The organism is Bradyrhizobium sp. USDA 3240 (assembly GCF_054063295.1).
Window position 1 is genome coordinate 7044304 of record NZ_JBSSGD010000002.1, and the last position, 25656, is coordinate 7069959.

Consider the following 25656-nt stretch of genomic DNA (forward strand, 5'->3'; position numbering starts at 1 on the left):
ACATGTTGCCGCAACCGGCAGACAACACGAATCGAGTTGGCGATGGCCTTCACTGATATTTTCATCAAGCGCCCGGTGCTGTCGGTCGTCGTTAGCCTGCTGATCCTCCTGATCGGCTTGCGCGCGGCGATGGTGCTGCCGATCCGGCAATATCCGAACCTGTCGAATACCGTCGTGACGATCACGACGTCATATCCCGGCGCGTCGCCCGAGCTGATCAACGGCTTCATCACCACGCCGATCGAGCAGGCCGTCGCTTCGGCTGAAGGCGTCGACTACATGACGTCGAACTCGGTGCTCGGCACCTCGACGATCCAGGTCTACGTCAAGCTCAATCACGATCCGAACCAGGCGCTGACCGAAGTGCTCGCCAAGGTCAATTCGGTCAAATATCTGATCCCGAAGGAAGCCTTCGATCCAGTCGTGAGCAAGGCGACCGGCGACACCATCGCCGTGATGTATCTCGGCTTCTCCAGCGAAGAGCTGACCGGATCGGCGATCTCGGACTATCTGACCCGCGTCGTGCAGCCGGTGCTCTCGACGGTCGACGGCGTCGCGTCGGCCGACATCCTGGGCGGCCAGACCTTTGCGATGCGCGTCTGGCTCGATCCGAACCGGATGGCCGGACGCGGCGTGTCACCCAACGACGTTGCGGCTGCGATCGCCGCCAACAACTTCCAGGCGGCCGCCGGCCAGACCAAGGGCTTCTTCATCGTCTCGAACGTCTCGGCCAATACCGACCTTCAGAACATCGATCAGTTCAAGCGAATGATCGTGAAGGCGAAGGACGGCGGCTTCGTGCGTATCGAGGACATCGCGACGGTGGAGCTCGCGGCGCAGTCGACCGACGCCAGCGTCGCCTTCAACGGCGAGCATGCGATCTTCATCGGCATCAAGGCGACGCCGCAGGGCAACCCGCTGACCCTGGTGAAGGGCGTGCGCGCGCTGTTCCCCGACCTCGAGCGCAATTTGCCGCCGTCGATGAAGATGAAGGTGGCCTACGACTCCACCAAGTTCATCCAATCGTCGATCGACGAGGTTCAGAAGACGCTGACTGAAGCCGTCTTGATCGTCGTCGTCGTCATCTTCCTGTTCCTGGCGTCGCTGCGCTCGGTGATCATCCCCGTCGTCACCATTCCGCTGTCGCTGATCGGCGTCTGCATCCTGATGCTGGCCGCGGGCTTCAGCTTCAATCTGCTGACGCTGCTGGCGATGGTGCTGGCGATCGGTCTCGTGGTCGACGACGCCATCGTGGTGGTGGAGAATATCCATCGACATCTCGAGGAGGGCCTGCCACCCGTGCAGGCATCGCTGAAAGGTGCACGCGAGATCGTGGGCCCGGTCGTCTCGATGACGATCACGCTCGCGGCGGTGTACGCGCCGATCGGCTTCCTCGGCGGTGTGACCGGCACGCTGTTCCGCGAATTCGCCTTTACGCTGGCCGGCTCGGTGATCGTGTCGGGCGTGATCGCGCTGACGCTGTCGCCGATGATGTGCTCGGTGTTCCTGAAGAGCGCGGAAGAGGGGCGTTTCGCCAGGCTGGTCAATCGGGTGTTCGGCGCGTTGACGCGCGCCTATGGCCGCCAGCTCGACCGTTCGCTCGACTACCGCCCTATCACGGCGCTGTTCGCCGTGACCATCCTCGGTCTGGTCGGCTTCCTCTACATGCACATCCAGAAGGAGCTGGCGCCGCAGGAAGACCAGGGCATCGTGTTCGCGGTGACCAAGGCGCCGAAATACGCCAACATCGACTACATCGATTTCTACGGCGACAAGATGGACAAGGAGTTCCAGAAGTTCCCGGAGACCGACCTGCGGTTCATCCTGAACGGCATCACCGGTCCGCAGGGCGGCTTCGCCGGCATGCTGCTCAAGCCGTGGGATGAGCGCAAGCGCTCGGCCCAGGCGCTGCAGCCGCTGGTGCAGGCCGAGCTGTCGAAGATCGAGGGCGTCAGCGCGTTCGCGTTCAGCCTGCCGCCGTTGCCCGGCGGTCCCGGCGGTCTGCCGGTGCAGATGGTGATCTCGTCGACAGCCGGATTCCAGCAGGTGTTCGACCAGATGAACAAGCTGAAGGACGCCGCGCGCAAGAGCGGCCTGTTCATCGTCTCCGACAGCGACCTCGACTTCAACCAGCCGGTGGTCCGCGTGAAGGTCGATCGCTCCAAGGCGAGCGACCTCGGCATCACCATGCAGTCGATCGGCGGCGCGCTGGCGACCCTGCTCGGCGGCAACTACGTCAACCGCTTCAACCTCGAAGGACGCTCCTATCAGGTGATTCCGCAGGTGCCGCGCGCCAGCCGGCTCGCGCCGGAATCGTTCGACAACTACTACGTCCCGACCGCGACCGGGCAGCTGGTCCGGCTGTCGACCGTGGTGACGGTCGAGACCGGCGTCGATCCGAACGCGCTGACCCACTACAACCAGCTCAACTCGTCGACCTTCCAGGCCGTGCCGATGCCCGGCGTCTCGATGGGGCAGGCGGTCGAGTTCCTGCAGGGTGAAGCCAAGAAGCTGCCGTCGGGCTTCAGCTACGACTTCCTGGCCGACTCCCGCCAGTACGTCCATGAAGGCAGCCAGCTGCTGGTCACCTTCGCGTTCGCTATCATCATCATCTTCCTGGTGCTGGCGGCGCAGTTCGAGAGCTTGCGCGATCCGTTCGTGATCATGATCTCCGTGCCGATGGCGATCGTCGGCGCCCTGATCCCGCTGTTCTTCGGCGTCGCCACCATGAACATCTACACCCAGGTGGGCCTGCTGACGCTGGTCGGACTGATCACCAAGCACGGTATCCTGATGGTGGAGTTCGCCAACGAACTGCAGCTCAAGGAGGGATTGGACCGTCGCTCGGCGATCGAGATGGCGGCCCGGATTCGTCTGCGTCCGATCCTGATGACGACGGCGGCCATGGTCACCGGCCTGTTGCCGCTGCTCACCGCCTCGGGCGCCGGCGCCGCCAGCCGCTTCTCGATCGGGCTCGTCGTCGTCACCGGCATGACGATCGGCACGCTGTTCACGCTGTTCGTGCTGCCGATGGTCTACACGGTGATCGCGACCGACCACCAGGCCGCGGCCCGGTCCGAGCGCGCCAAGCAGATCGCCGACTACGAACTCGATGCCCGCGACGGCGCACTGAAACCGACCTGAGCCCTCCAAGCTCATGCTCGCAGGAAAGGCGGCACTTGGCGAAAGCCACTGCCGCCTTTTCTTTGTCTCGTGATAGCCTTGTTGATCGGCAGCGCTAACCGCGACGGCGCTGCGCTCCCTCTCCCGCTTGCGGGGGAGGGCTGGGGTGGGGGCTCTCTCCACGAGTCGCATCGTTGAGAGAGCCCCCACCCGCCACGCTGCGCGTGGCGACCTCCCCCGCAAGCGGGAGAGGTGAAGCGGACAAGATCTGGAGGAAACAGGCATGGCGAGCGAATTTGCGGCGGGCAATTACCGGTTCATTCCGGCCGTGTTCCAATATTCAAGCGGTGCGCAGGCGAACGCCGGCTATGAGATCGAGCGGGTGCGCTTCGATCGCCTGGTGCCGCTCGCGGAAGGCTTTGCGCGGATTGCGGCCTACATCAAGGACGCCGGCCGGCCGCTGACCGCGTTCTGCGCCTGCGAATTGCGTTCGCCGGCGGCTTTCACCGAGGACGGCTTCCGCGCCTTTAACCAGCACTACGTCAAGACGCTCGCCGAATGGGGCCTGTTCGACGGCACCATCAATCCGGTGGCGCGCAGCAATGTCTGTCCCGAGATCGATCCGCCGGCCGAGCCGTCGTTCCACGCCTTCTCGTTCACGCGGCCGAGCACGAGCGTGTCGCCATCCTTCGTGATCGCCGGCGGCGCCGAGGCCCGCAGTGGCACTGCCAGCTATCCCGACCGCATCATTTGCTACCGCGATCTCAGCGCCGGCGCATGGCGGGAGAAGGTCCGCTTCACTGCCGGCGAGATGGAGCGCCGTCTCGCGGAGTTCAGCTTCGGCTGGCAGGAGACAACCGCGGTGCAGGCCTACACCGTGCACGACATCCATCCCGTGATCGTCGACGAGCTGGTCCGCCGCGGTGCCACGCGCTCCGGCCTGACCTGGCACTTCTGCCGCCCGCCGGTGGTCGATCTCGAATACGAGATGGATTGCCGGAGGGTGTTGCGCGAGGTGGTGATTTAGATCGAGAGATGCGGTCTGCAAGACCCGTCATCCTGAGGAGCCGCGAAGCGGCGTCTCGAAGGATGCGCGGCCACAGTCGGGCCGTCGTGCTTCGAGACGGCCGCTGCGCGGCCTCCTCAGCATGACGGTGAGATATCTACCGCGCCTTCGGATCGAGCGCGTCGCGCAGGCCGTCGCCGACCAAGTTGAACGACAGCACGACCAGGAAGATCGCAAGCCCCGGCCAGATCGCCATCCATGGCGCGCTGGTCAGGAAGCGTTGCGCGGCGTTGAGCATGCTGCCCCAGGACGGCGCCGGCGGCTGCTGGCCGAGGCCGAGGAAGGACAGCGCGGCCTCGGCGATGATCGCGGCCGCGATTGACAGCGTCGCCTGCACCAGCAGCGCCGGCAGGATGTTGGGCAGGATGTGGACCAGCGCGATGCGCCAGCGCGGATTGCCCATGGCGCGCGCCGCCTCGACATAGTCCTCGACCTTGACGCTCATCACCTGGCCGCGGGTCAGGCGGATGAAGATCGGGGTCGCCGAGACGCCGATCGCGATCATCGCGTTGCCGAGGCTCGGCCCGAGAAAGGCGGCGAGCGCGATCGCCAGGATCAGGAACGGGCAGGCCAGCATCGCATCGGTGATGCGGCTGATCAGGGCGTCGATGAAGCCGCCGCGATAGCCGGCGAGCAGGCCGAGCGGCACGCCGATCGCAAGCGCGATGCTGACCGAGATCACGCCGGCGAGCAGCGAGGCGCGGGCGCCGAACACGACGCGAGCGAGCACGTCGCGGCCGAGCTCGTCGGTGCCGAACCAGTGCTGCAGCGACGGCGCCTTGCGGACCAGCGACCAGCTGGTCGCGATCGGATCATAGGGCACGATCAGCGGCGCGAACACGGCAAGCAGGATGAAGAGCGCGATCACGGCAAGCCCGAGCACGGCGCCCTTGCGCCGGATCAGCCGCCGCCCAGCGCGCCGTGCCGGGCTTTCGAGCGTCTCGGCGGCGGCAAGCGCAGCTGATGTCACGAGTACAGCGTCGGTCATCCGATCAGCCCCTCAGCCGTGGATTGACCAGGATGTAGGCGATGTCGGCGATCAGGTTGAGTGTGATGTAGATCGTCGCCGTCGTCAGCACCACGCCCTGCACGACGGCATAGTCGCGGTTGAACACGGCATCGACGATCAGCTTGCCGAAGCCCGGGATCGAGAAGATCTGCTCGGTGAGAACCGCACCGGAGAGGAGCGTGCCGAGCTCGAGCGCGCCGAGCGTGATGATCGGCGTCAGTGCGTTGCGCATCGCATGCTTGAGGATCACCGTGCGCTCGGAGAGGCCCTTGGCGCGTGCGGTGCGGACATAATCGCTCTCCAGCACCTGCAGCATGGCGCTTCGCGTATGCCGCATCAGGACCGCGGCGATCGCGTTGCCGAGCACGAAGGCCGGCATGACGGATGCGGCGAGACTCGCGCGCCAGTTTTCGCTGAGCGGCACGTAGCCGGAGGCCGGCAGCCAGCCAAGTTCGACGGAGAACAGGAAGATCAGCATGATGCCGAGCCAGAAATTCGGCGTCGAGATACCCCACAGCGCGAACAGGTTGGCGCCGTAATCCCAGGCGGTGCCTTTCTTCACCGCCGAGATGATGCCGGCGGGAATCCCGATCAGAAAGGCGACCACGATCGCCATGCCGGCGATCTGCATCGTTACCGGCAGCTTCTGCGCGATCAGGCTCGACACCGGCATCTTGTTGCGCAGGGATTCGCCGAGGTCACCCATCAGCACGCCCTTGACCCAATAGGCGTATTGCACCGGGATCGGTTGATCCAGGTGGTATTGCTGGCGGATCTGTTCAATCACGGCCGGATCGCGCTCCTCGCCGGCCATCACGAGTGCCGGATCGCCGGGCAGCAGGTGTTGCAGCGAGAAGATCAGGAGCGAGACGAAGAACAGCGTAGGGACCAGCTGAACCAGCCGCTTGGCGAGGAAGTTCAGCATGGTGGGCGTCTATCTTTGCGCGGCGGGAGATGAAGTGTGACGCTATGGCGAGCTGCTACCGTTCCCTCCCCCCTTGTGGGGGAGGGGCAGGGAGGGGGGTAACCCAACGGGACTCCGAGTTCGTGGCACCCCCCACCCCAGCCCTCCCCCACAAGGGGGGAGGGAGCGGAGAGAGCACCAATGCGGCCGGTCATCATTTCAATTTCAGCCCGACCACGCGCACCAATCCATCCGGCATCTGTCGGTAACCCTCGACCTTGGCGGTGTGCGCGATCAAAAGCGTGCGGTGATAGATGTAGATGATGGGCTCGTCATTGAGCACGATCTTGGTCATCTTCTCGTAGATCGCCTTGCGCTGGGCGGGATCGTTGATCAGCCGCGCATCTTCCATCAACTTGTCGGCTTCCGCGTTGGAATAGCCGCCGTCGTTCTGCGGCGCCTTGGTGTGCAGGAAGACATAGGAATTGCCGTCGGGATCGATCCGGCCGCTCCAGTTGATCTGAAACACCTGAAACTCGCCGGCCTGGGCCTGCTTGAAAGTCGTCGCAAATTCGACCACGCGGATCTTGATGTCGAAGCCCGCTTCGGCCGCCATCGACTGCACGACCTGGGCCACGGCTTCGTTCTCGGCCCCTTTGGGGACCATGTAGTCGATGGCGACAGGCAGCGCGACACCGGCCTCCTTCAGCAGCGCCTTGGCCTTGGCAATGTCGCGTCCCCGAACCGGAAAAGCCTTCTGATAGTAGGGATGGACCGGGCTGACCCATTGATTGCCCGGCGTGAACTCTCCGTTGAAGACGACCTGGTTGAGCGCCTCGCGGTCAATCGACAGGTCGAGCGCCTGGCGCACTTTTTCCGACTGGCTGAGCGGCCCCTTGCTCTTGTCGTTGCCGATGTTGATGGTGAGGCCGAGATAACCGAGTTCGGGCGCGGTCGACAGCACAAGCCGCTTGTCGGCGCGGACGTCCTTGATGTCGGTGGCGAGCACGCGCTCGATCAGGTCGAGCCCGCCGGATTTCAGATTGGCGAGCCGCACCGTAGCATCGACGATGGGAAGGAACACGATGCGATCGATGAAGACGTTGTCCTTGTTCCAGTAGTCCCCGAACTTCTCGAACACCATGCGGTCCTGCTGCACGCGTTCGACGAACTTGTAGGGTCCGGCGCAGACCGGATGCAGGCCGAATTTGTCGCCCGCTTCCTTCACCGCCTTCGGCGAGACCATCATGCCGGCGCGGTCGGTCAACTGGGCGATCAGCGGCGAGTAGGGCGTCTTGAGCACCAGTTTGATGGTCAGGGGATCGACGACGTCGACATGGTCGAGCGCGGCCAGTTCGGGTTTGCGAAACGAGGTCGGCAGCGTCAGATGGCGCTCCAGCGAGAATTTGGCGGCTTCGGCGTCGAACGGCTCATCATCGTGGAACTTGACGCCCGGCCGGAGCTTGATCGTCATCTCCTTGCCGTCAGCCGAGTTCTCGTAGGACAGCGCGAGTTGCGGAACGATATTCAGCTTCTCGTCGATGTCGAACAGCTTGTCGCAGAAGGCCGAAAAGACGATGCGGCCGACATAGGTGCGTCCGATTGAAGGATCGAGGATGTCGGGATCCTCGGCGAGCCCGATGCGAAGCGTGGTCTCGACACGCGCGCTCGTTCCGCACCAGGTCACGAGTGCTGCCATCAGGACCGCCAAGCGCCAAAATCTCATCGCCAACCCCTTAATCCCCTGCGCATTTGTTCCTTACGAAATAACCCCGGGCCGCCCCTGGGCTTCCGCCGTATTGAACGCCGCCACCAGCTTTTCCAGTGTCGGTGAGAACCCGCCATCGGACGGCACGATCGCCTCCGCGCCGGGCAGCTCGCCCGTTCGGTGACAGGCCGTTGCATATCCGGTGCCATCTTCGCGCAACTGCGGCACTTCGCTGCGGCAGCGCGCGATCACATAGGGGCAGCGGGTATGGAAGCGGCAGCCGGACGGCGGATTGAGCGCGCTCGGCAGCTCGCCCTCCAGCACGATGCGGCTGCGCCTGGCGCGCGGCTTCGGCACCGGGATCGCCGACAACAGCGCGCGGCTGTAGGGATGGCGCGGCGCGGCGAACAGCGCCTGCGCCTCCGCCGTCTCGACGATGGTGCCGAGATTCATCACGGCGACCCGGTCGGCGATGTGCTTCACGACGGCCAGATCGTGCGAGACGAAGATGTAGGCGAGCTTCAGACGATCCTGCAGGTCGCGCAGCAAATTCAGGATCTGCGAGCGGATGGAGACGTCGAGCGCCGACACCGGCTCGTCGCAGATGATCAGCTTCGGCTCGACCGCGAGCGCGCGGGCAATCGCGATGCGCTGGCGCTGGCCGCCGGAGAATTCATGGGGATAGCGGCGCGCAAAGCGCGGCTCGAGCCCGACCAGGCGCAACAGCTCCTCGACCCGCTCGCGGCGGCCCGCCGCCGGGACGAGATTGTGCAGCGCCAGCGGCTCGGTCAGGATCTGGCTCACCGTCATGCGCGGGTTGAGCGAGGCGTAGGGGTCCTGGAAGATCAGCTGTGCGTCGCGGCGGAACGCGCGCAGCTGCTCGGCATTGAGCGTGCGGAGGTCGCGGCCCTCGAAATGGATACGTCCGGCGTCCGGCTCGATCAGCCGCAGCACCAGGCGGCTGACGGTGGATTTGCCGCAGCCGGATTCGCCGACCAGCGCCAGCGTCTTGCCGGCCTCGACCGTGAAGCTGACGCCATCGACCGCCTTCACATGAGCGGTCGGCCGTCCGAACACCGAGCGTTCGGCGACGAAATGCTTCACCAGCCCTTCGACCTCGAGCAGCGCAGTCATGACACCAGCCTTTCCAGCGGCGCGCGGATGCAGCGCGAGGCGTGGGTCGCGCTCAGCAACACGAGCGGCGGCGGCGACCGGGTGCAGGCATCTTCCACGAACGGGCAGCGCGCGGCGAAGCGGCAGCCCGCCGGCGGGTTCGCCATGTTCGGCACCATGCCCTCGATGGTGGCGAGATGGCTGGTGCGGCGGTCGAGCCGCGGGATCGAGCCGAGCAGGCCGACCGTGTAGGGATGCTGCGGATTGGCAAACAGCTCGTCGACCGGCGCGCGCTCGACGATCTCACCCGCATACATCACCGCGACCTCGTCGCAGACCTCGGCGACGACGCCGAGATCGTGGGTGATCAGGATGATCGCAGCCCCACTCGCGGCCTTCAGTTCGCGCATCAGATCGAGGATCTGGGCTTGCAGCGTGACGTCGAGCGCGGTGGTCGGCTCGTCGGCGATCAAGAGCTGCGGATCGCAGGCCAGCGCCATGGCGATCATCACGCGCTGGCGCATGCCGCCGGACAGCTTGTGCGGATATTCGTCGATGCGCTTCTCGGGCGAGGGGATATGCACGCGGCGCAGCAGCTCGATGGTGCGCTCGCGTGCCGCGCGCCGGGAGCCGCCGCGGTGGCGCAATATCGTCTCGGCGATCTGGTCGCCGATCGTGAAGCTCGGATTGAGCGACATCATCGGCTCCTGGAAGATCATCGCGAGCCGATTGCCGCGCAGGTCGCGCAGCGTCGCATCCGGCACGTCGAGCAGGTCGAAGCCGTCGAAGCGGATCGCGCCGGAAACCACGGCGGACTGCTTCGGCAACAGCCCCATGATCGCGAGCGAGGTGACGCTCTTGCCGCAGCCGGACTCGCCGACCAGGCCGAGTGTGGCGCCGTTGGCGACGGAAAGATCAACGCTGTCGACGGCATGCGTCGTGCGGCCGTCGTCGCCGTGGAAGGTGACGCGCAGGCCCTCGATCTCGATCAGCGGGCCGGCGGTCATTCGCGGCTCTTGGTTGCCGCTGCGATGCCGGCCTCGATCCTGGCGCGGTCGCTGATTCCGGCCGGGTTGTCGCGAGTCGGCATGAAGTCCCGGAACGGCACCCAGTGCTCGCGGCTGACTGCTTCCAGCCGTTCCAGCTCGCGCAAGGGATCGGCGTGGTCGTCGACCCGCAGATCGAGCAACGGCCATTGCTCGGTTCCGTGGATCAGGACGGCGGCTGATTGCTTGCCGCGCTTGTCACCGCCGGCCGCCTCGCCGGCGAACATCGCCGTGATCAGCCGCTCTGCGAACGGCAGCTTCTCGTTCGCGGCATAGACGCGCGTGGTCTCATCGAGCACGGCGGGCCCGGCCAGCATGTTGCCGGCGATCGAGAAGCCGTCGCCGGCGATATGGCCGAACCAGTCGATGCAATCCTTGCCGGAATGCGCGGCGATCCGGCCCTTGCTGTCCATGACATGCACCTGCCGACTCTCGCGGCCGCCGTCGGGCGCGAGCAGCGCCGCGATTGTCTCATGCGGGCTGTTGCCATCGCGCAGCAGCGCGAGGCCGTCGATGCCGTAATAGGGATTGACCAGCGCCTGCGTCGCGATGGCGCCGATCCCAGGCGCAATGTGCGGCACCAGCGCGCCGACCGCGAAGAACCGCGTCGCGACCGCGATGCCGAGCTGGCCGGTGGCGCTGTCGCGGGCGATGATCGACCAGGTCATCCCAAACCTCTAGCGGCCCGCGGCGTAACCCTGCATGCCGCGCGGGTTGGCGGCGGCGCGGCGGCGGGGGCCGACCTTCGAGGCCGCGGTGAGGCGGCCTTCCGACCAATCCGGCCCAATCTCGACCACATGGCCGCGACGTTTCAATTCGTCGATGGTCGATTTCGGCACGCGATTCTCCAGCACCAGCACGCCGGGCCGCGAAGTGCGCGGCCAGAACGAGATCGGGAAATGCTCGGAGTGCCAGGCCGGCGCGTCGATCGCCTCCTGCAGATTGAGTCTCGCGTGGACATGGCGCAGGAAGAACTGCGTGATCCACTGATCCTGCTGGTCGCCGCCCGGCGAGCCCCAGGAGAGATACGGCTCGCCGTCGCGCAGCGCCATGGTCGGCGACAGCGTGGTGCGCGGCCGCTTGCCCGGCGCCAGCGAGGCAGGGTGGTTTTCCTCCAGCCAGAACATCTGGGCGCGGCTGCCGAGGCAGAAGCCGATCTCGGGAATGACAGGCGAGGATTGCAGCCAGCCGCCGGACGGCGTCGCCGAGATCATGTTGCCGGCCTTGTCGATGATGTCGAAATGCACGGTGTCGCCGCGCACCTCGCCGAACCGGCCGACGGTCGGTTCGCCCGCGCCCATCGCGCCGACCGCCTCGCGATGCCCTTCGGCGTGCCGCAGCTTCACGACGCCGCCGAAACCTGCGACCGAGCCGGGGCGGAAGTCGAGCGAAGCCTTGTCCTTCGAGATCAGCTTGCGCCGTTCGTTGTTGTAGGCATCGGACAGCAGCGTTTCGATCGGGATCTCAGTGAACTTCGGATCGCCGTAGAACGTCTCGCGATCGGCATAGGCAAGCTTGGCGGCTTCGATCTGCAAATGGATGAAGTCGGGGCCCGCGGGATCGAGCCCGTCGAGCTCGAAACCCTTCAGCAGCGCGAGCTGCTGCAGCATCACCGGACCCTGGCTCCAGACGCCGCACTTCTGCACGGTGTAGCGGCCGTAATCGTAGGTCAGCGGCGCTTCGATGGTCGGCTGCCAGCGCGCCATGTCGTCGGCCGAGAGCACGCCGCGATGCGGCGAGCCGGAGACATCCATCACCTCCTGGGTGCGGCAGAACTTGTCGATCGCCTCGGCGACGAAGCCCTTCGACCATGCCTGCCGCGCGCGCTCGATCTGTGCGACGCGGTCGCTACCGGCGCTCTCCGCCTCGGTCAGGATGCGTGCATAGGTCTCGGCGAGCTTCTTGTTGGTAAAGAGGGTGCCGGGCTTCGGCACTTCGCCGTTGGGCAGATAGACGTCGGCCGACGTGGACCAGTATTTCCGGAACAGCTGCTCGACTGTCTTGATGGTAGCCGACGCGCGTTCGACCAGCGGATGGCCGTCGCGGGCATAGGCGATCGCGGGCTCCAGCACGTCGCGCAGCTTCATCGTGCCGTAGTCGCGCAGCAGCAGCATCCAGGTTTCGAACGTGCCGGGCACACAGGCCGCGAGCAGGCCGGTGCCGGGCACCATTTCGAGGCCTTCGCTGCGATAATGCGCAATCGTGGCTTTCGCCGGCGCCGGTCCCTGGCCGCAGATCACTTCGGTTTTGCCGCGCTTGACGTCGTGCACGATGAGCGGGACGTCGCCGCCGGGGCCGTTCAGATGCGGCTCGACCACCTGCAACGTGAACGCCGCTGCAACGCCGGCGTCGAAGGCGTTGCCGCCTTTCTCAAGCGCTGCCATGCCGACCGCGGTCGCGATCCAGTGGGTCGAGGTGACGACACCGAAGGTGCCTTCGATCTCGGGCCTTGTGGTGAACGGATCGGGGTTGACGTTGCTCATGGGGCTGCGCTTCCGGCTGGGTCTTGTGGCGCGCGCACTTGATCACAGGCGGGCTGGCATGCCAACCGCTTGGTGGACATGGCCGCTCCCATCCGCGTGATCATGCCGGAACGGCGGCGGCCGGGCTGTTGACGGCGTGGCAGGCGACGCCGTCAATCAGTTCCGGCGCTTTTTCGCGGCAGAGATCGAAGGCGAGGGGACAGCGCGGGTTGAACGCGCAGCCCCGCGGCGGATCGATCGGGTTCGGGATCTCGCCCTTGACCGGGATGCGCTGGCGGCCGGACATCGCAAGGTCCGGAACCGCGCCGAGCAGCATCTTGGTGTAGGGCATCCGCGGGTTCTCGAACAATTTCCGGCCCTCGGCGATCTCGACGATGCGGCCGAGATACATCACGCCGATCCGGCTCGCCATGTGGCGCACAACCGCGAGATTGTGGCTGATGAAGAGATAGGTCAGGCCGAACTTGTCCTGCAGGTCGCGCATCAGATTGAGGATCTGCGCCTGCACCGAGACGTCGAGCGCCGAGGTCGGCTCGTCGCAGACGATGAACTCGGCCTCGGACGCCAGCGCGCGGGCGATCGCGATGCGCTGGCGCTGGCCGCCGGAAAATTCATGCGGGAATTTCTGGCCGTCGTCGGGGTGCAGGCCGACCAGCGAGAGCAATTCGCCGACCCGGGCCTTGATGTCGCGCTCGCCCTCGATCAGGTCGAAGGCGCGGATCGGCTCGGCGACGATGGCGGCGACGCGGCAGCGCGGATTGAGGCTCGCATAAGGGTCCTGGAAGACCATCTGGATGCGCCGGCGCAGCCGGCGGCGCGCCTGGGCCTGCCGCGGGTCGGTCATCGAGACGCCGTCGATGACGACTTCGCCCGAGCTCGGCGGCAGCAGGCCGACGACCATGCGCGCAACCGTGGTCTTGCCGGAGCCGGATTCGCCGACCAGTGCAAACGTCTCGCCGCGCTTGATGTCGAAGCTGACGCCGTCGACAGCCTTCAGGAATTCGAGATGGCCGCCTTCGATCACGCGGTTGAGCCACGGTTTCGAGACGTCGAAGACGCGGCGCAGGTTCTTGACCTCGATCAACGTCCCGCTCATGCCGCCGTCTCCTTCGCCGGCTCGAACAGATGGCAGGCGACCGATTGGTCACCATGCCGGATCGGCTCGGGGCGTTCGACGCGGCAGCGATCGAACACAAACGCACAGCGCGGATTGAACGGGCAGCCTTGCGGGATCGCCGACAGCCGCGGCATCGAGCCCGGGATCTGCACCAGGCGCTTGTCCTCGCCCGCGAGCGTCGGAATCGCGCCCATCAGGCCCTTGGCGTAGGGATGCAGCGGGTTGCGCACCACTTCCTGCACCGGGCCGATCTCGGCGATGCGGCCGGAATACATCACCGCGACGCGGTCGCAGGTCTCCGCGATGACGCCCATGTCGTGGGTCACCAGCATCACGGCGGTGCCGTGGTCGCGGCCGAGCCGCTTGATCAGCGTGATGATCTGCGCCTGCACCGAGACGTCGAGCGCGGTGGTCGGCTCGTCCGCGATGATCAGCTCGGGCTCGGCGCAGATCGCGAGCGCGATCACGACGCGCTGGCGCATGCCGCCGGAGAATTCGTGCGGGTAGCCGTCGATGCGCTTTTCCGGCGCAGGGATGCCGACCTCGGCCAGAAGATCGATAGCGCGCCGGCGCGCAGCGCTTTCGCTCAAATTGGTGTGGGTGCGTATGGTCTCGATGATCTGGTCGCCGATCCGGTAGAGCGGATTGAGGCTGGTCAGCGGATCCTGGAAGATCATGCCGATCCGCTTGCCTCGGACTCTGCGGATCTCTTCCGGCGGCAGATGGTCGATCCGCGTGCCCGATAGTTCGATCTCGCCGCCGGAGATACGACCAGGCGGATCGATCAGCCCGATCACCGCAAGCCCGGTGACCGACTTGCCGGCGCCGGACTCGCCGACGACGCCGAGCACCTCGCCCTTGGCGATGTCGAACGACACGCCGTTGATGGCGCGCAAGATCGCGCGGCGGGTGACGAATTCCACCTCGAGATTGCGCACGGAGAGAACAGGCTGGGTCATCGGAGCTTTGGGTTCAATGCGTCGCGCAGCCAGTCGCCGAGCAGGTTGATGGAGAGGATCAGGCCCGCCAGGGCAATGCCCGGGAAGGCGACGATCCACCATTCGCCGGCGAATAGATAATTGTTGCCGATCCGGATCAGGGTGCCGAGCGAGGGCATGGTGTCGGGCATGCCGGCGCCGAGGAACGACAGCGTCGCCTCGGTGATGATCGCGAGCGCGAGGTTGATGGTGGCGATGACCAGGATCGGGCCCATCGTATTCGGCAGCACGTGCCGCAGCATGATCTTCGGCGCCGGCAGGCCGATCAGCTGCGCCGCCGCCACGTAATCCTTGTTCTTCTCGACCATCACCGAGCCGCGCACGGTGCGGGCATATTGCACCCAGAAACTGAGGCCGATCGCGATGATCAGCACGCCGAACGTGCTCATCTCGTCAAGCCGGTTGCCGAGCAGCGATTTGGCGACACCGTTGACCAGGAGCGCGATCAGGATCGCCGGGAAGGTGAGCTGGACGTCGGCAATCCGCATGATCACGCTGTCGACCACGCCGCCGAAATAACCGGCGACCAGCCCGAGGGCGATCCCGAGCGCGCCGGCGAACACCACGCCGGCAACTCCGACCGCAAGCGAGATGCGCAGGCCGTAGAGGATTGCCGAGAGTACGTCGCGGCCCTGCTCGTCGGTGCCGAGCAGGAACGGGCTCTGGCCGTCGGCGGTCCATAGCGGCGCGATCCGCGAGTTGATCAACTGCAGCTGCGCCGGATCGAACGGGTTCTGCACCGCAAGCCATGACGCAAAGATCGCCAGCAGGAAGAACAACAGCGTGATCACCGCGGCGACCATCGTCAGCCTGGAACGGCGGAACGAATAGAGGATGTCGCTGTCGAGCGCGCGTCTGAACCAGCCGGCAGCAGGTGCCTGCGGGTGATCTTCGGAGCGATGGGGGACGACGGCGTCGGACATCGGTCAGCCCCTCACGTCGCGCGGCCGATGGTCGAGCGCAAGCGCGGATCGACCACGGTGTAGAGGATGTCCACCACGAGATTGATGGTGACGAAGATCAGCGAGACCATCAACAGATACGCGGCCATGATCGGGATATCGACATTCTGCACGGCCTGCACGAACAGAAGTCCCATGCCCGGCCATTGGAACACGGTTTCGGTGATGATCGAGAAAGCAATAACCGAGCCAAACTGCAGGCCGGCGACGGTGATCACCGGAACCAGGGTGTTCTTCAGCGCATGGCCGAAATGGATCGCGCGCGTGGTCAGCCCACGCGCGCGAGCGAAGCGGATATAGTCGGTCCGCAGCACTTCCAGCATTTCGGCGCGCACCAGCCGCATGATCAGGGTCATCTGGAACAATCCGAGCGTGATCGCCGGCATGATCAGCGCCTTCAGGCCCGAGACGGTGAGCAGCCCGGTGGTCCACCAACCGAGCTTCACCACCTCGCCGCGGCCGAAGGAGGGCAGCCAGCCCAAGGTCACCGCGAACAGATAGATCAGGAGGATGCCGATCAGGAAGGTCGGCAACGAAATGCCGACCAGCGATACGGCCTGGAATAATTTGGCGAGCACGGTGTCGCGGCGCAGCGCCGAATAGACCCCCATCAGGATGCCGGCGACCATCGCGAACAGCGTGGCGCAGATCGCAAGCTCCAGCGTCGCGGGCAGGCGCTCCGCCAGCAACGATGAGACCGGCAGGCGGAACTGGTAGGACACGCCGAACTTGAACTGCAGCGCATTGATGAAGTAGCGGCCGAACTGCACCAGTACGGAATCATCCAGGCCGAGCGAGCGCCGGATTTCAGCGCGCTGCGCGGCCGAGGTGTCGATCGAGACGATCTGGCTCACCGGATCGCCGGCGAAGCGGAACATTGCGAACGCAATGACGCCTACGGCGAGCATCACGCCGATCGCCTGCAGCACGCGGCGAAGAGTGAAAGCGAGCATCTCTACCTTTCACTGCTTTTGGCATCCGGCGCGCGCGGCTTTGCGCGGCCGAAAACCGAGAGGTCCCGGAAGCCTGCGCTTCCGGGACCCAATTCGCTGCAACCACTATTCACCTTGCTTGGTCGCCCAGTAGAGCAGCACCTGGTTGTCTGCGCGCTGGGTCAATTTGACCTTTTTCGACACGCCCCACACCAGCGGTTGCTGATGCAGCGGAATGTAGCCGTAATCCTTGATGACGATCTCGTAGGCCTGCTTGATCAACTGGTCGCGCTTGGCCGTGTCGCTCTCGATCAGGACCTTGTCGGTGAGCGCGTCGACTTCCTTGTTGCAATAGCCGCCGAGATTGGCCTCGCCCCGGGTCGAATCTTTCGGATCGTCACGGCAGCCGAGGATGTCGTGCAGCACGTTGTGCGAGTCTGATGTCGCGGGCGTCCAGCCCAGCATGAAGAACGAGGTCTGGTAGCCGCCGGGCTTCAGCACCTTGCCGAAATACTGTGCCTTCGGCTGCGCCAGCAGGTTCACCTTGATGCCGATGCGGGCCAGCATGCCGACCACCGCCTGGCAGATCGCCGCGTCGTTGACGTAGCGGTCGTTCGGGCAATCCATCGTGACTTCGAAGCCGTTCGGATAGCCGGCCTCGGCCAAGAGCTTCTTGGCACCTTCCGGGTCGAGCTTCGGCCGGGTGAACTCCTTCGACAGCGGATAGAGCTCGGGCGCGATCATCAGGGTCGAGGGCGTCGACATGCCGCGCATCACGCGGGTCTTGATCAGGTCGACGTCGATCGTCTTGTAGAAGGCTTCGCGGACCTTGATGTCCTTGAACGGATTCTTGCCCTTGATGTTGGAGTACAGCAGCTCGTCGCGCGCCATATCCATGCCGATGAAGATGGTGCGGATCTCCGGCGCGGTCATGACGGTGGCGACGCCGCTGGAATTGACGCGCTGGATGTCCTGCAGCGGAACCGGTTCGATGACATCGACCTCGCCCGAGAGCAGCGCGGCGACGCGAGTGGCGTCGGAGCCGATCGGGGTGAAGATGATCTCCTTGAGATTATGCTCGGGCTTGCGCCAATAGCCCGGAAATGCCTTGAACACGGTCTTCACGCCGGGCTGGTGGCTCTCGATCGTGAAGGGACCGGTGCCGTTCTCGTGCAGCGCGGCGTAGCTCGGCGTGGTCGCGGAGGCCGGCGTCGGTGCGACGGCGTTGTTCTCCTCGCTCCACTTCTTGTCCATGATGTACCAGCTATCCCACTGCGAGGTCAGGATGGGATTGGGCGAGTCCAGCGTCACGTCGACGGTGTAATCGTCGACCTTGGTGAACTTGGCGTCGGCCGGGACGTTGCTCAGGAAGTTGGAGCCCTTGGCGCGGACGCGGTCGGCGGAGAACAGCACGTCGTCGGCGGTGAAGGGGTCGCCATTGTGGAATTTCACGCCCTTGCGCAGATGGAAGCGCCATTTGGTCGGGCTCAGCGTCTCCCAGCTTTCCGCCAGCGCCGGAATGATCTTGAGGTCCTTGTCGCGCGCGGTGAGGCCTTCGTAGACGTGCGCGTGGTGCGCGATCGTCGTGGTTTCCTTCAGCGTGTACGGATCCAGCGACTTCAGCTCGCCTTGATTGGCGTATTTCAGCGTCTGGGCCGATGCCGGCAAGGCAAAGGCGACCAGCGCGACGGCAGCCGCCGCAAACAAACTCCAACGTACCGACATGTGATCCCGCGTCCCCGTTTTTGTCCGCCGGCTGCTTTGTCCGGCTGGTATTATTGATGCATGTTGCCAGAGTTTGCCGGCCGCGCAAGCGCGATTTCCCAAAGGGTTAATCGGTTCGCGCGGGTGCAGCGCAATGAATGCGCAAGGAGAGTAGGCGCTTGGTGCGGGCGCGTGACATTCGACTTTCGGAGTGCCGCTCGCCGGTCACGGGATTGATCGCCGACGAGCCAGGCTGATGCCGGTCGCGCCAAACGGTTTGAAGCCGCCGTTCCAAACGGTTTGGTTGACCATAACGGATGATTGAGGCCGACTGGACATCGGGGCAGGTACGGCTCGCTTGCGTGACCGGCCCGGTCCCGGCGATACTGAGGCGGGCCAGGCGCATTTGAGGAGGCGGATATGAAGGTCAACGTCGAGATAGATTGTACGCCCCTTGAAGCGCGCCAGTTCTTCGGTCTGCCGGACGTGGCACCGATGCAGAACGCGGTGATGGACAGGCTGCAGCAGCAGATGATGTCGAACATCGAGAAGGTTTCGCCGGAAGCGTTGATGCAAAGCTGGTTCACCTTCGATCCCAAGCTCGCCGAGCGCTTCCAGGACATGTTCGTGACGATGGCCGGCCTCGGCGGCTTGGCCAAGAAGGATAAGAAATAGTGGCGGCCGCGAAAGGGAGCGTTGATGCGGCCGAACGCCGATTGCGCCCACCCAGCCTGTTCCTGATGCTGGCGGAAGCGCGCGGCGTGCTCGAGCTGAATTCGAGCCTGCTGCTGTCGCCGCTGCTGATGCAGGCGCCGAAGGGCGACGGTCATCCGGTGCTGGCGCTGCCCGGCTTCCTCGCCAGCGACCTTTCGATGGCGCCGATGCGGCGCTATCTGAAGGAGCTCGGCTATGACGCCTACGCCTGGAACATGGGCCGCAATTTCGGCGGGATCTCCAGCAGGCGGACTGCGCTGCGCGACCTGCTGAAACGGGTCCATGAGGCGTCGGGGCGCAAGGTCTCGATCGTCGGCTGGAGCCTCGGCGGCGTCTATGCGCGCGACCTGGCGTCGCAGATGCCCGAGCTGGTGCGCTCCATCATCACGCTCGGCAGCCCGTTCGCCGACGACATCCGCGCCACCAACGCGACCCGGCTGTACGAGCTGCTGTCCGGCGAGGGGGTGGACGCCATTCCCGAAATCCGCGCGGCGATCGCCGGCGACATGCCGGTGCCGGCAACCTCGATCTATTCCCGCACCGACGGCATCGTGAACTGGCGGACCTCACGGGTGCGGCCGTCGGCGACCGCTGAGAACATCGAGGTGCATTTCGCCAGCCATCTCGGCCTCGGCGTCAACCCCGCAGCGCTGTGGGCGATCGCGGACCGGCTGGCACAGCCGGAAGGGGAGTTCCGGCATTTTGACCGCTCGGGCCCCTTTGCCATTGCCTATGGGCCGGCAGAACAGGCACTATCCTGACTGAACGACGAGAAGCGCCGCCAAGGCGCCCGCGTGAGTTGGCTCTCGGGAGGAAATCATGAGCGACGCCAAGAAGCTGTCCTCGCTGGACGCATCGTTTCTGTATCTGGAAACGCCGGAAATGCCGATGCATGTCGGCAGCATGGCGATCTTCCGGCTGCCCGACGGCTACAAGGGCGACTTCTTCGAGGAGTTCAAGGCGATGATCGCCTCGCGGCTGCACGTCGCGCCGATCCTCAAGGCGCGGCTGCAGAAGGCGCCGCTCGACATCGACCACCCGTCCTGGGTCGAGGATGATCAGTTCGACATCGACCGCCACATCTTCCGCGCCAGCCTGCCTGCGCCACGCGACCGCGCCACGCTGGAGCGCATCGTCGGCTGGATGCATGCCAAGCTGTTGAACCGCGCCCGCCCGCTCTGGGAGTTCTACGTCTTCGAGGGCATGAAGGACAACGAGATCGGGCTCTATTCCAAGATGCACCACGCCTGCATCGACGGTGGCGCCGGCGCGGCGCTGACCAGCATGATCTATGACCTGACGCCGGTGCCGCGGCAGATCGAGCCGCCGAGCGCGAAAAAGGTCGCGCAGGAGCCGCGCGACATCGCGGCCAACTTGATCGACGCCTATCAGCAGCTCTGGACCCAGCCGTTCGAGGCGGCCGCCGCCGCGCAGAAGAGCCTGGAGCTGCCGCGCTCCGGCAAGAGCGACCTCGGCTCGATCCTGTTCGACAACGCCATGTTCCAGATCGAGAGCGCGGTGAAGTTCGCAGGCTCGATGCCGACCGTGCTCAAGAGCCTCTCCGACGTCGTCGCCAAGGTCGCCGATCCGAGGTCGCGCGAGAGCCTGCAGGCGATGGCCTCGCCGCCGACCATCCTCAACAAGGCGATCTCGTCGGAGCGCAGCTTTGCCGGCACCTCGATCTCGCTGTCGCGCGCCAAGGCGCTGGCGAAAGCCTCTGGCGGCAAGCTTAACGACGTCGTGCTGGCGCTCGCCTCGGGCGTGGTGCGGCGCTATCTGATCAGCCAGGGCGCGCTGCCGAACAAGTCGCTGACCGCCGGCGTGCCGATCTCGCTGCGCGAGGAAGGCAACGCCGAATCCAACAACCAGGTGTTCGGCATGATCTGCTCGATCGCGACCGACGTCGAGGATCCGAAGAAGCGGCTGGAAACCATCATCGCGCAGTCGACCAAGTCCAAGGAGATGTCGCATCCGCTGCGCGCCCTGGTGCCGCAGGTCTCCAACATCTCGCTCTTGGGCGCGCCGATCGTGGTGCAGGTTCTGGCCTTGCTCTACAGCCGATCTGACCTCTCCAACGTGCTGCCGCCGGCGACCAACATCACGGTGTCGAACGTACCGGGGCCGCGGCAGACGCTGTACGCGGCGGGCGCGGAGCTGCTGCACATCTTCCCGGTTTCGATCTCGACCCACGGCGTGGCGCTCAACATCACTGTGCAGAGCTACCGCGATCAACTCGATTTCGGCTTCATCGTCGGTGCCAACATCATTCCGCATGTGCAGGTGATGTGCGACATGCTGCCGCTCGAATTCGATGTACTCGAGGCGGCGTTCGCGCCTCCGCCTGCCGACATCAAGGGCGCGGCCGAATAGGAATTCCTGCAATGATCGACATGCCACCGCTGCAGTTCGCCGAGACGAACGGCATTCGCATGGGGTTTTACGAAGCAGGCCCCAAGACCGACACGCCGCCCGTGGTGTTGTGCCACGGCTGGCCCGAACTGGCGTTCTCCTGGCGCCATCAGATCAAGGCGCTGGGCGAGGCCGGCATCCGGGTGATTGCGCCGGATCAGCGCGGCTATGGCGCGACCGACCGGCCGGAGCCGGTCGAGGCGTACGACATGGAGCACCTGACCGGCGACCTCGTCGGCCTGCTCGACCATCTCAAGATCGACAAGGCGATCTTCGTCGGTCACGACTGGGGCGGCTTTGTCGTCTGGCAGATGCCGCTCAGACATCCGTCGCGGGTCGCCGGCGTCGTCGGCGTCAACACGCCGCATTTGAACCGCGCGCCGATGGACCCGATCGCGCTGTTCCGCCAGCGCTTCGGCGACCAGATGTACATCGTCCAGTTCCAGGATCTGGCGCGCGAGCCCGATCGGATCTTCGGCAGCCGCGTGGAACAGACCTTCGATGCCTTCATGCGCAAGCCGGCGGCGCGCCCGCCGGGCGCACCGGAGGAACAGCCGATCGCCGGCGTCGGCGCCTCGGCGCGGCTCAACCTGGCGTTCCCGCAGATGATCGCGAACTACGACGCCAAGCACGATCCGCGGACGCCGATCCTGTCGGCCGAGGAGAAGAAGGTGTTCGTCGACACTTTCACCAGGACCGGCTTCACCGGCGGCATCAACTGGTATCGCAACTTCACCCGCAACTGGGAACGTTCGGCGGGGCTGGACCACAATGTGCGGGTGCCGTCGCTGATGATCATGGCCGAGAACGACGCGGTGCTGCCGCCCTCGGCTGCCGATGGAATGGAGAAGCTGGTGCCGGACCTCGAAAAGTATCTGGTCCACGACAGCGGCCATTGGACGCAGCAGGAAAAGCCGGACGAGGTCAGCGCCAAGCTGATTGAGTGGCGTAAGCGAAAATTCGGCTAGACGTCATCCTGAGGTGCGCGCCGGTTTCGGCGCGCCTCGAAGGATGAGAGGGACTGGAGCAAGCGGCCATCCTTCGAGACGCGCGCGGGGCGCGCTCCTCAGGATGACGGCGCGTAGTGAGGGGCACTTCGACAATGGCATCCGGCAACAGACTGAGTCCGATCCCGCATCCGCCGACGAAGCCGGTGGTCGGCAACATGCTGTCGCTGGATTCGAACGCGCCGGTGCAGCATCTGGTCAAGCTCTCCAAGGAGCTCGGACCGATCTTCTGGCTCGACATGATGGGCGCGCCGATCGTGATCGTCTCCGGTCACGATCTGGTCGATGAGCTCTCCGACGAGAAGCGCTTCGACAAGGCGGTGCGCGGCTCGTTGCGCCGGGTGCGCGCGGTCGGCGGCGACGGGCTGTTCACCGCCGACACCAAGGAGCCGAACTGGAGCAAGGCGCACAACATCCTGATGCAGCCGTTCGGCAACCGCGCCATGCAGTCGTATCACCCGAGCATGGTCGATATCGCCGAGCAACTGGTCAAGAAATGGGAGCGCCTCAACGCCGACGAGGAGATCGAGGTCGTCCACGACATGACGGCGCTGACCCTCGACACCATCGGGCTGTGCGGCTTCGACTACCGCTTCAATTCGTTCTACCGCCGCGACTACCACCCTTTCGTGGAATCGCTGGTGCGCTCGCTCGAGACCATCATGATGACCCGCGGCCTGCCGCTCGAGGGTCTGTGGATGCAGAAGCGGCGCAAGACGCTGACCGACGACGTCGGCTTCATGAACAAGATGGTCGACGAGATCATCGCCGAGCGGCGCGGCAACACCGATGTGACCAGTGACAAGAAGGACATGCTGGCCGCGATGATGACCGGCGTCGATCGCGCCACCGGCGAGCAGCTCGACGACGTCAACATCCGCTACCAGATCAATACCTTCCTGATCGCCGGCCACGAGACCACCAGCGGCCTGCTGTCATGCACGATCTATGCGCTGCTGAAGCATCCCGAGGTGCTGAAGAAGGCCTATGAGGAGGTCGACCGCGTTCTTGGTCCGGATGTCGATGCGAGGCCGACCTATCAGCAGGTGACGCAGCTCACCTACATCACCCAATGCCTGAAGGAGGCGCTACGGCTGTGGCCGCCGGCGCCGGCCTACGGCATCGCGCCGCTCAACGACGAGACGATCGGCGGCAAGTACAAGCTGAAGAAGAACACCTTCATCACCGTGCTGGTGATGGCGCTGCATCGCGATCCCTCGGTCTGGGGCCCGCACCCCGACGTGTTCGATCCGGAGAATTTCAGCCGCGAGGCGGAGGCAAAACGCCCGATCAATGCCTGGAAGCCGTTCGGCAACGGCCAGCGCGCCTGCATCGGTCGCGGCTTTGCCATGCACGAGGCGGCGCTCGCGATCGGGATGATCCTGCAACGCTTCAAGCTGCTCGACGTGCATCGCTACCAGATGCATCTGAAGGAGACGCTGACCGTCAAGCCCGACGGTTTCAGGATCAAGGTGCGGCCGCGCGACGACAGGGAGCGTGGCGCGTTCGCCGGCAGCACCGGCGCGGTTGCGGCCGCGCCGAAGGCACCGCGCGCGCCGACCACGCGCCCCGGCCACAACACGCCGATGCTGGTGCTGTATGGCTCCAACCTCGGCTCGGCCGAGGAGCTGGCGACTCGCATGGCCGATCTGTCGGAGATCAATGGCTTCTCGGTGCGGCTTGGCCCGCTGGACGACTATGTCGGCAAGCTGCCGGAGGAGGGCGGCGTCCTGATCATCTGCGCCTCCTATAACGGCGCGGCGCCCGACAATGCGACGCAGTTCGTCAAATGGCTTGAGACCGATCTGCCGAAGGATGCCTTCGCCAAGGTGCGCTACGCGGTGTTCGGCTGCGGCAACAGCGATTGGGCCGCGACCTACCAGTCGGTGCCGCGCTTCATCGACGAGCAGCTGACCAAGCATGGCGCCCGCGCCGTCTATCCGCGCGGCGAGGGCGATGCGCGCAGCGATCTCGACGGTCAGTTCCAGAAATGGTTTCCGGAGGCCGCGAAGGTCGCGACCAAGGAATTCGGCATCGACTGGAATTTCACCCGCACCGCCGAGGACGAGCCGCTCTACGCGATCGAGCCGGTGGCGCAGGGCGCGGTCAACACCATCGTGACGCAGGGCGGCGCGGTGCCGATGAAGGTGCTCGCCAACAACGAGCTGCAGAACAAGGAAGGCGCGCATCCGTCGGAGCGCTCGACCCGGCACATCGAGGTCGAGCTGCCGGCGAACCTGAAATATCGCGTCGGCGATCATCTCAGCGTGGTGCCGCGCAACGATCCGACCCTGGTCGATTCCGTTGCGCGCCGGTTCGGCTTCCTGCCGGCCGATCAGATCCGGCTGCAGGTCTCGGACGGCCGCCGCGCGCAACTGCCGGTCGGCAACGCGGTGTCGGTCGGGCGGCTGCTCACCGAGTTCGTCGAATTGCAGCAGGTCGCGACCCGCAAGCAGATCCAGATCATGGCCGAGCACACCCGCTGCCCGGTGACCAAGCCGAAGCTGATGGCCTATGTCGGCGACGACGAGGCTTCCGCCGGGCGCTACCGCGCCGAGGTGCTGGCCAGGCGCAAATCGGTGTTCGACCTGCTTGAGGAATATCCGGCCTGCGAGCTGCCGTTCCACCTCTACCTCGAAATGCTGTCGTTGCTCGCGCCGCGCTATTACTCGATCTCGTCGTCTCCGGCGGGCGAGGCGCAGCGCTGCAGCGTGACTGTGGGCGTGGTGGAAGCGCCTGCGAGCTCAGGGCGCGGCATCTACAAGGGAATCTGCTCGAACTATCTGGCGCGCCGCCGTGCCGGCGATACCGTCCACGCCACCATCAAGGAGACCAAGGCCGGCTTCCGCCTGCCTGACGACAGCGCCGTGCCGATCATCATGATCGGGCCGGGCACCGGGCTTGCGCCGTTCCGCGGCTTCCTGCAGGAGCGCGCCGCGCGCAAGGCCCAGGGCGCGACGCTGGGTCCCGCGATGCTGTTCTTCGGCTGCCGCCATCCGGAGCAGGACTTTATCTATGCGGATGAGCTGAAGGCGTTCGCGGCCGATGGTGTCAGTGAACTCCATACCGCCTTCTCGCGCGCCGACGGGCCGAAGACCTATGTGCAGCATCTCGTCGCCGCGCAGAAGGATCGGGTCTGGGAGCTGATCGAGAAGGGCGCGATCGTCTATGTCTGCGGCGATGGCGGCAAGATGGAGCCCGACGTCAAGGCGACGTTGATGTCGATCTATCGCGAGCGCAGCGGTGCCGACGCCGACGCCGCCGCGCGCTGGATCGAGGAGATGGGCACCAAGAACCGATACGTGCTCGACGTCTGGGCAGGTGGGTAGCCTCACACCGTCGTAGCCCGGATGGAGCGAAG

The 25656-nt window shown here is 65.3% G+C and carries 19 protein-coding genes; 7 read left to right on the top strand and 12 right to left on the bottom strand.

Annotated elements, in window-relative coordinates:
• The first annotated feature begins 42 nt into the window (after positions 1 to 42).
• Positions 43 to 3144, top strand: coding sequence for a multidrug efflux RND transporter permease subunit (locus ACVIGA_RS33895; protein WP_456669429.1), 3102 nt, complete (start codon positions 43 to 45; stop codon positions 3142 to 3144).
• 262 nt (positions 3145 to 3406) lie between these two features.
• Positions 3407 to 4150 carry a 2-amino-5-chloromuconate deaminase CnbZ gene (gene cnbZ / locus ACVIGA_RS33900; protein ID WP_456669430.1) on the top strand — a complete coding sequence of 248 codons (744 nt, stop codon included), beginning with the start codon at positions 3407 to 3409 and terminating at the stop codon, positions 4148 to 4150.
• A 136-nt stretch (positions 4151 to 4286) separates the two neighbouring features.
• Here the strand turns inward: cnbZ and ACVIGA_RS33905 are convergent, their stop codons facing one another.
• The 12 genes from ACVIGA_RS33905 to ACVIGA_RS33960 form a co-directional block, all read right to left on the bottom strand.
• A complete protein-coding gene (locus tag ACVIGA_RS33905; protein WP_456669431.1) occupies positions 4287 to 5177 on the bottom strand; it encodes an ABC transporter permease in 891 nt (296 codons plus the stop codon).
• A gap of 4 nt (positions 5178 to 5181) precedes the next feature.
• On the bottom strand, positions 5182 to 6123 hold the full coding sequence (locus ACVIGA_RS33910) for an ABC transporter permease (protein WP_456669432.1): 942 nt from the start codon (positions 6121 to 6123) through the stop codon (positions 5182 to 5184).
• A gap of 193 nt (positions 6124 to 6316) precedes the next feature.
• A complete protein-coding gene (locus ACVIGA_RS33915; RefSeq protein ID WP_456669433.1) occupies positions 6317 to 7828 on the bottom strand; it encodes an ABC transporter substrate-binding protein in 1512 nt (503 codons plus the stop codon).
• A 33-nt stretch (positions 7829 to 7861) separates the two neighbouring features.
• On the bottom strand, positions 7862 to 8944 hold the full coding sequence (locus ACVIGA_RS33920; RefSeq protein WP_456669434.1) for an ABC transporter ATP-binding protein: 1083 nt from the start codon (positions 8942 to 8944) through the stop codon (positions 7862 to 7864).
• The gene (locus ACVIGA_RS33925) at positions 8941 to 9930 is read right to left on the bottom strand and encodes an ABC transporter ATP-binding protein (protein ID WP_456669435.1); all 990 of its coding nucleotides are present in this window, start codon (positions 9928 to 9930) and stop codon (positions 8941 to 8943) included. The genes ACVIGA_RS33920 and ACVIGA_RS33925 overlap by 4 nt, the downstream gene beginning before the upstream one ends.
• Complete coding sequence (locus tag ACVIGA_RS33930; protein WP_456669436.1) at positions 9927 to 10637, bottom strand: DUF1028 domain-containing protein; 711 nt, start codon at positions 10635 to 10637, stop codon at positions 9927 to 9929. The genes ACVIGA_RS33925 and ACVIGA_RS33930 overlap by 4 nt, the downstream gene beginning before the upstream one ends.
• A 9-nt stretch (positions 10638 to 10646) precedes the next feature.
• Complete coding sequence (locus ACVIGA_RS33935; protein ID WP_456669437.1) at positions 10647 to 12452, bottom strand: gamma-glutamyltransferase family protein; 1806 nt, start codon at positions 12450 to 12452, stop codon at positions 10647 to 10649.
• A 100-nt stretch (positions 12453 to 12552) separates the two neighbouring features.
• Complete coding sequence (locus ACVIGA_RS33940; protein ID WP_456669438.1) at positions 12553 to 13548, bottom strand: ABC transporter ATP-binding protein; 996 nt, start codon at positions 13546 to 13548, stop codon at positions 12553 to 12555.
• Positions 13545 to 14528 carry an ABC transporter ATP-binding protein gene (locus tag ACVIGA_RS33945; protein ID WP_456669439.1) on the bottom strand — a complete coding sequence of 328 codons (984 nt, stop codon included), beginning with the start codon at positions 14526 to 14528 and terminating at the stop codon, positions 13545 to 13547. The genes ACVIGA_RS33940 and ACVIGA_RS33945 overlap by 4 nt, the downstream gene beginning before the upstream one ends.
• Complete coding sequence (locus ACVIGA_RS33950; protein ID WP_456669440.1) at positions 14525 to 15490, bottom strand: ABC transporter permease; 966 nt, start codon at positions 15488 to 15490, stop codon at positions 14525 to 14527. Before ACVIGA_RS33950 ends, ACVIGA_RS33945 begins: the two co-directional genes overlap by 4 nt.
• An 11-nt stretch (positions 15491 to 15501) precedes the next feature.
• Positions 15502 to 16482 (bottom strand): ABC transporter permease, encoded by a 981-nt coding sequence (locus tag ACVIGA_RS33955; protein ID WP_456669441.1) that lies wholly within the window; start codon positions 16480 to 16482, stop codon positions 15502 to 15504.
• Between the two features lie 105 nt (positions 16483 to 16587).
• On the bottom strand, positions 16588 to 18186 hold the full coding sequence (locus ACVIGA_RS33960) for an ABC transporter substrate-binding protein (protein ID WP_456669442.1): 1599 nt from the start codon (positions 18184 to 18186) through the stop codon (positions 16588 to 16590).
• 399 nt (positions 18187 to 18585) lie between these two features.
• Between ACVIGA_RS33960 and ACVIGA_RS33965 the strand changes: the two genes are divergently transcribed.
• The 5 genes from ACVIGA_RS33965 to ACVIGA_RS33985 all read left to right on the top strand — a co-directional run bounded on the left by ACVIGA_RS33965 (position 18586) and on the right by ACVIGA_RS33985 (position 25624).
• On the top strand, positions 18586 to 18840 hold the full coding sequence (locus ACVIGA_RS33965) for a DUF6489 family protein (RefSeq protein WP_456669443.1): 255 nt from the start codon (positions 18586 to 18588) through the stop codon (positions 18838 to 18840).
• A gap of 65 nt (positions 18841 to 18905) precedes the next feature.
• Positions 18906 to 19640: an esterase/lipase family protein gene (locus ACVIGA_RS33970; RefSeq protein WP_456670946.1), complete on the top strand. Its 735-nt coding sequence runs from the start codon at positions 18906 to 18908 to the stop codon at positions 19638 to 19640.
• A 58-nt stretch (positions 19641 to 19698) separates the two neighbouring features.
• Complete coding sequence (locus ACVIGA_RS33975) at positions 19699 to 21249, top strand: WS/DGAT/MGAT family O-acyltransferase (RefSeq protein ID WP_223970663.1); 1551 nt, start codon at positions 19699 to 19701, stop codon at positions 21247 to 21249.
• Between the two features lie 11 nt (positions 21250 to 21260).
• Entirely contained in the window at positions 21261 to 22256 is a 996-nt protein-coding gene (locus ACVIGA_RS33980; RefSeq protein ID WP_456669444.1) for an alpha/beta fold hydrolase, read from the top strand.
• A gap of 134 nt (positions 22257 to 22390) precedes the next feature.
• Positions 22391 to 25624, top strand: coding sequence for a bifunctional cytochrome P450/NADPH--P450 reductase (locus ACVIGA_RS33985; RefSeq protein WP_456669445.1), 3234 nt, complete (start codon positions 22391 to 22393; stop codon positions 25622 to 25624).
• Positions 25625 to 25656: the final 32 nt, after the last annotated feature.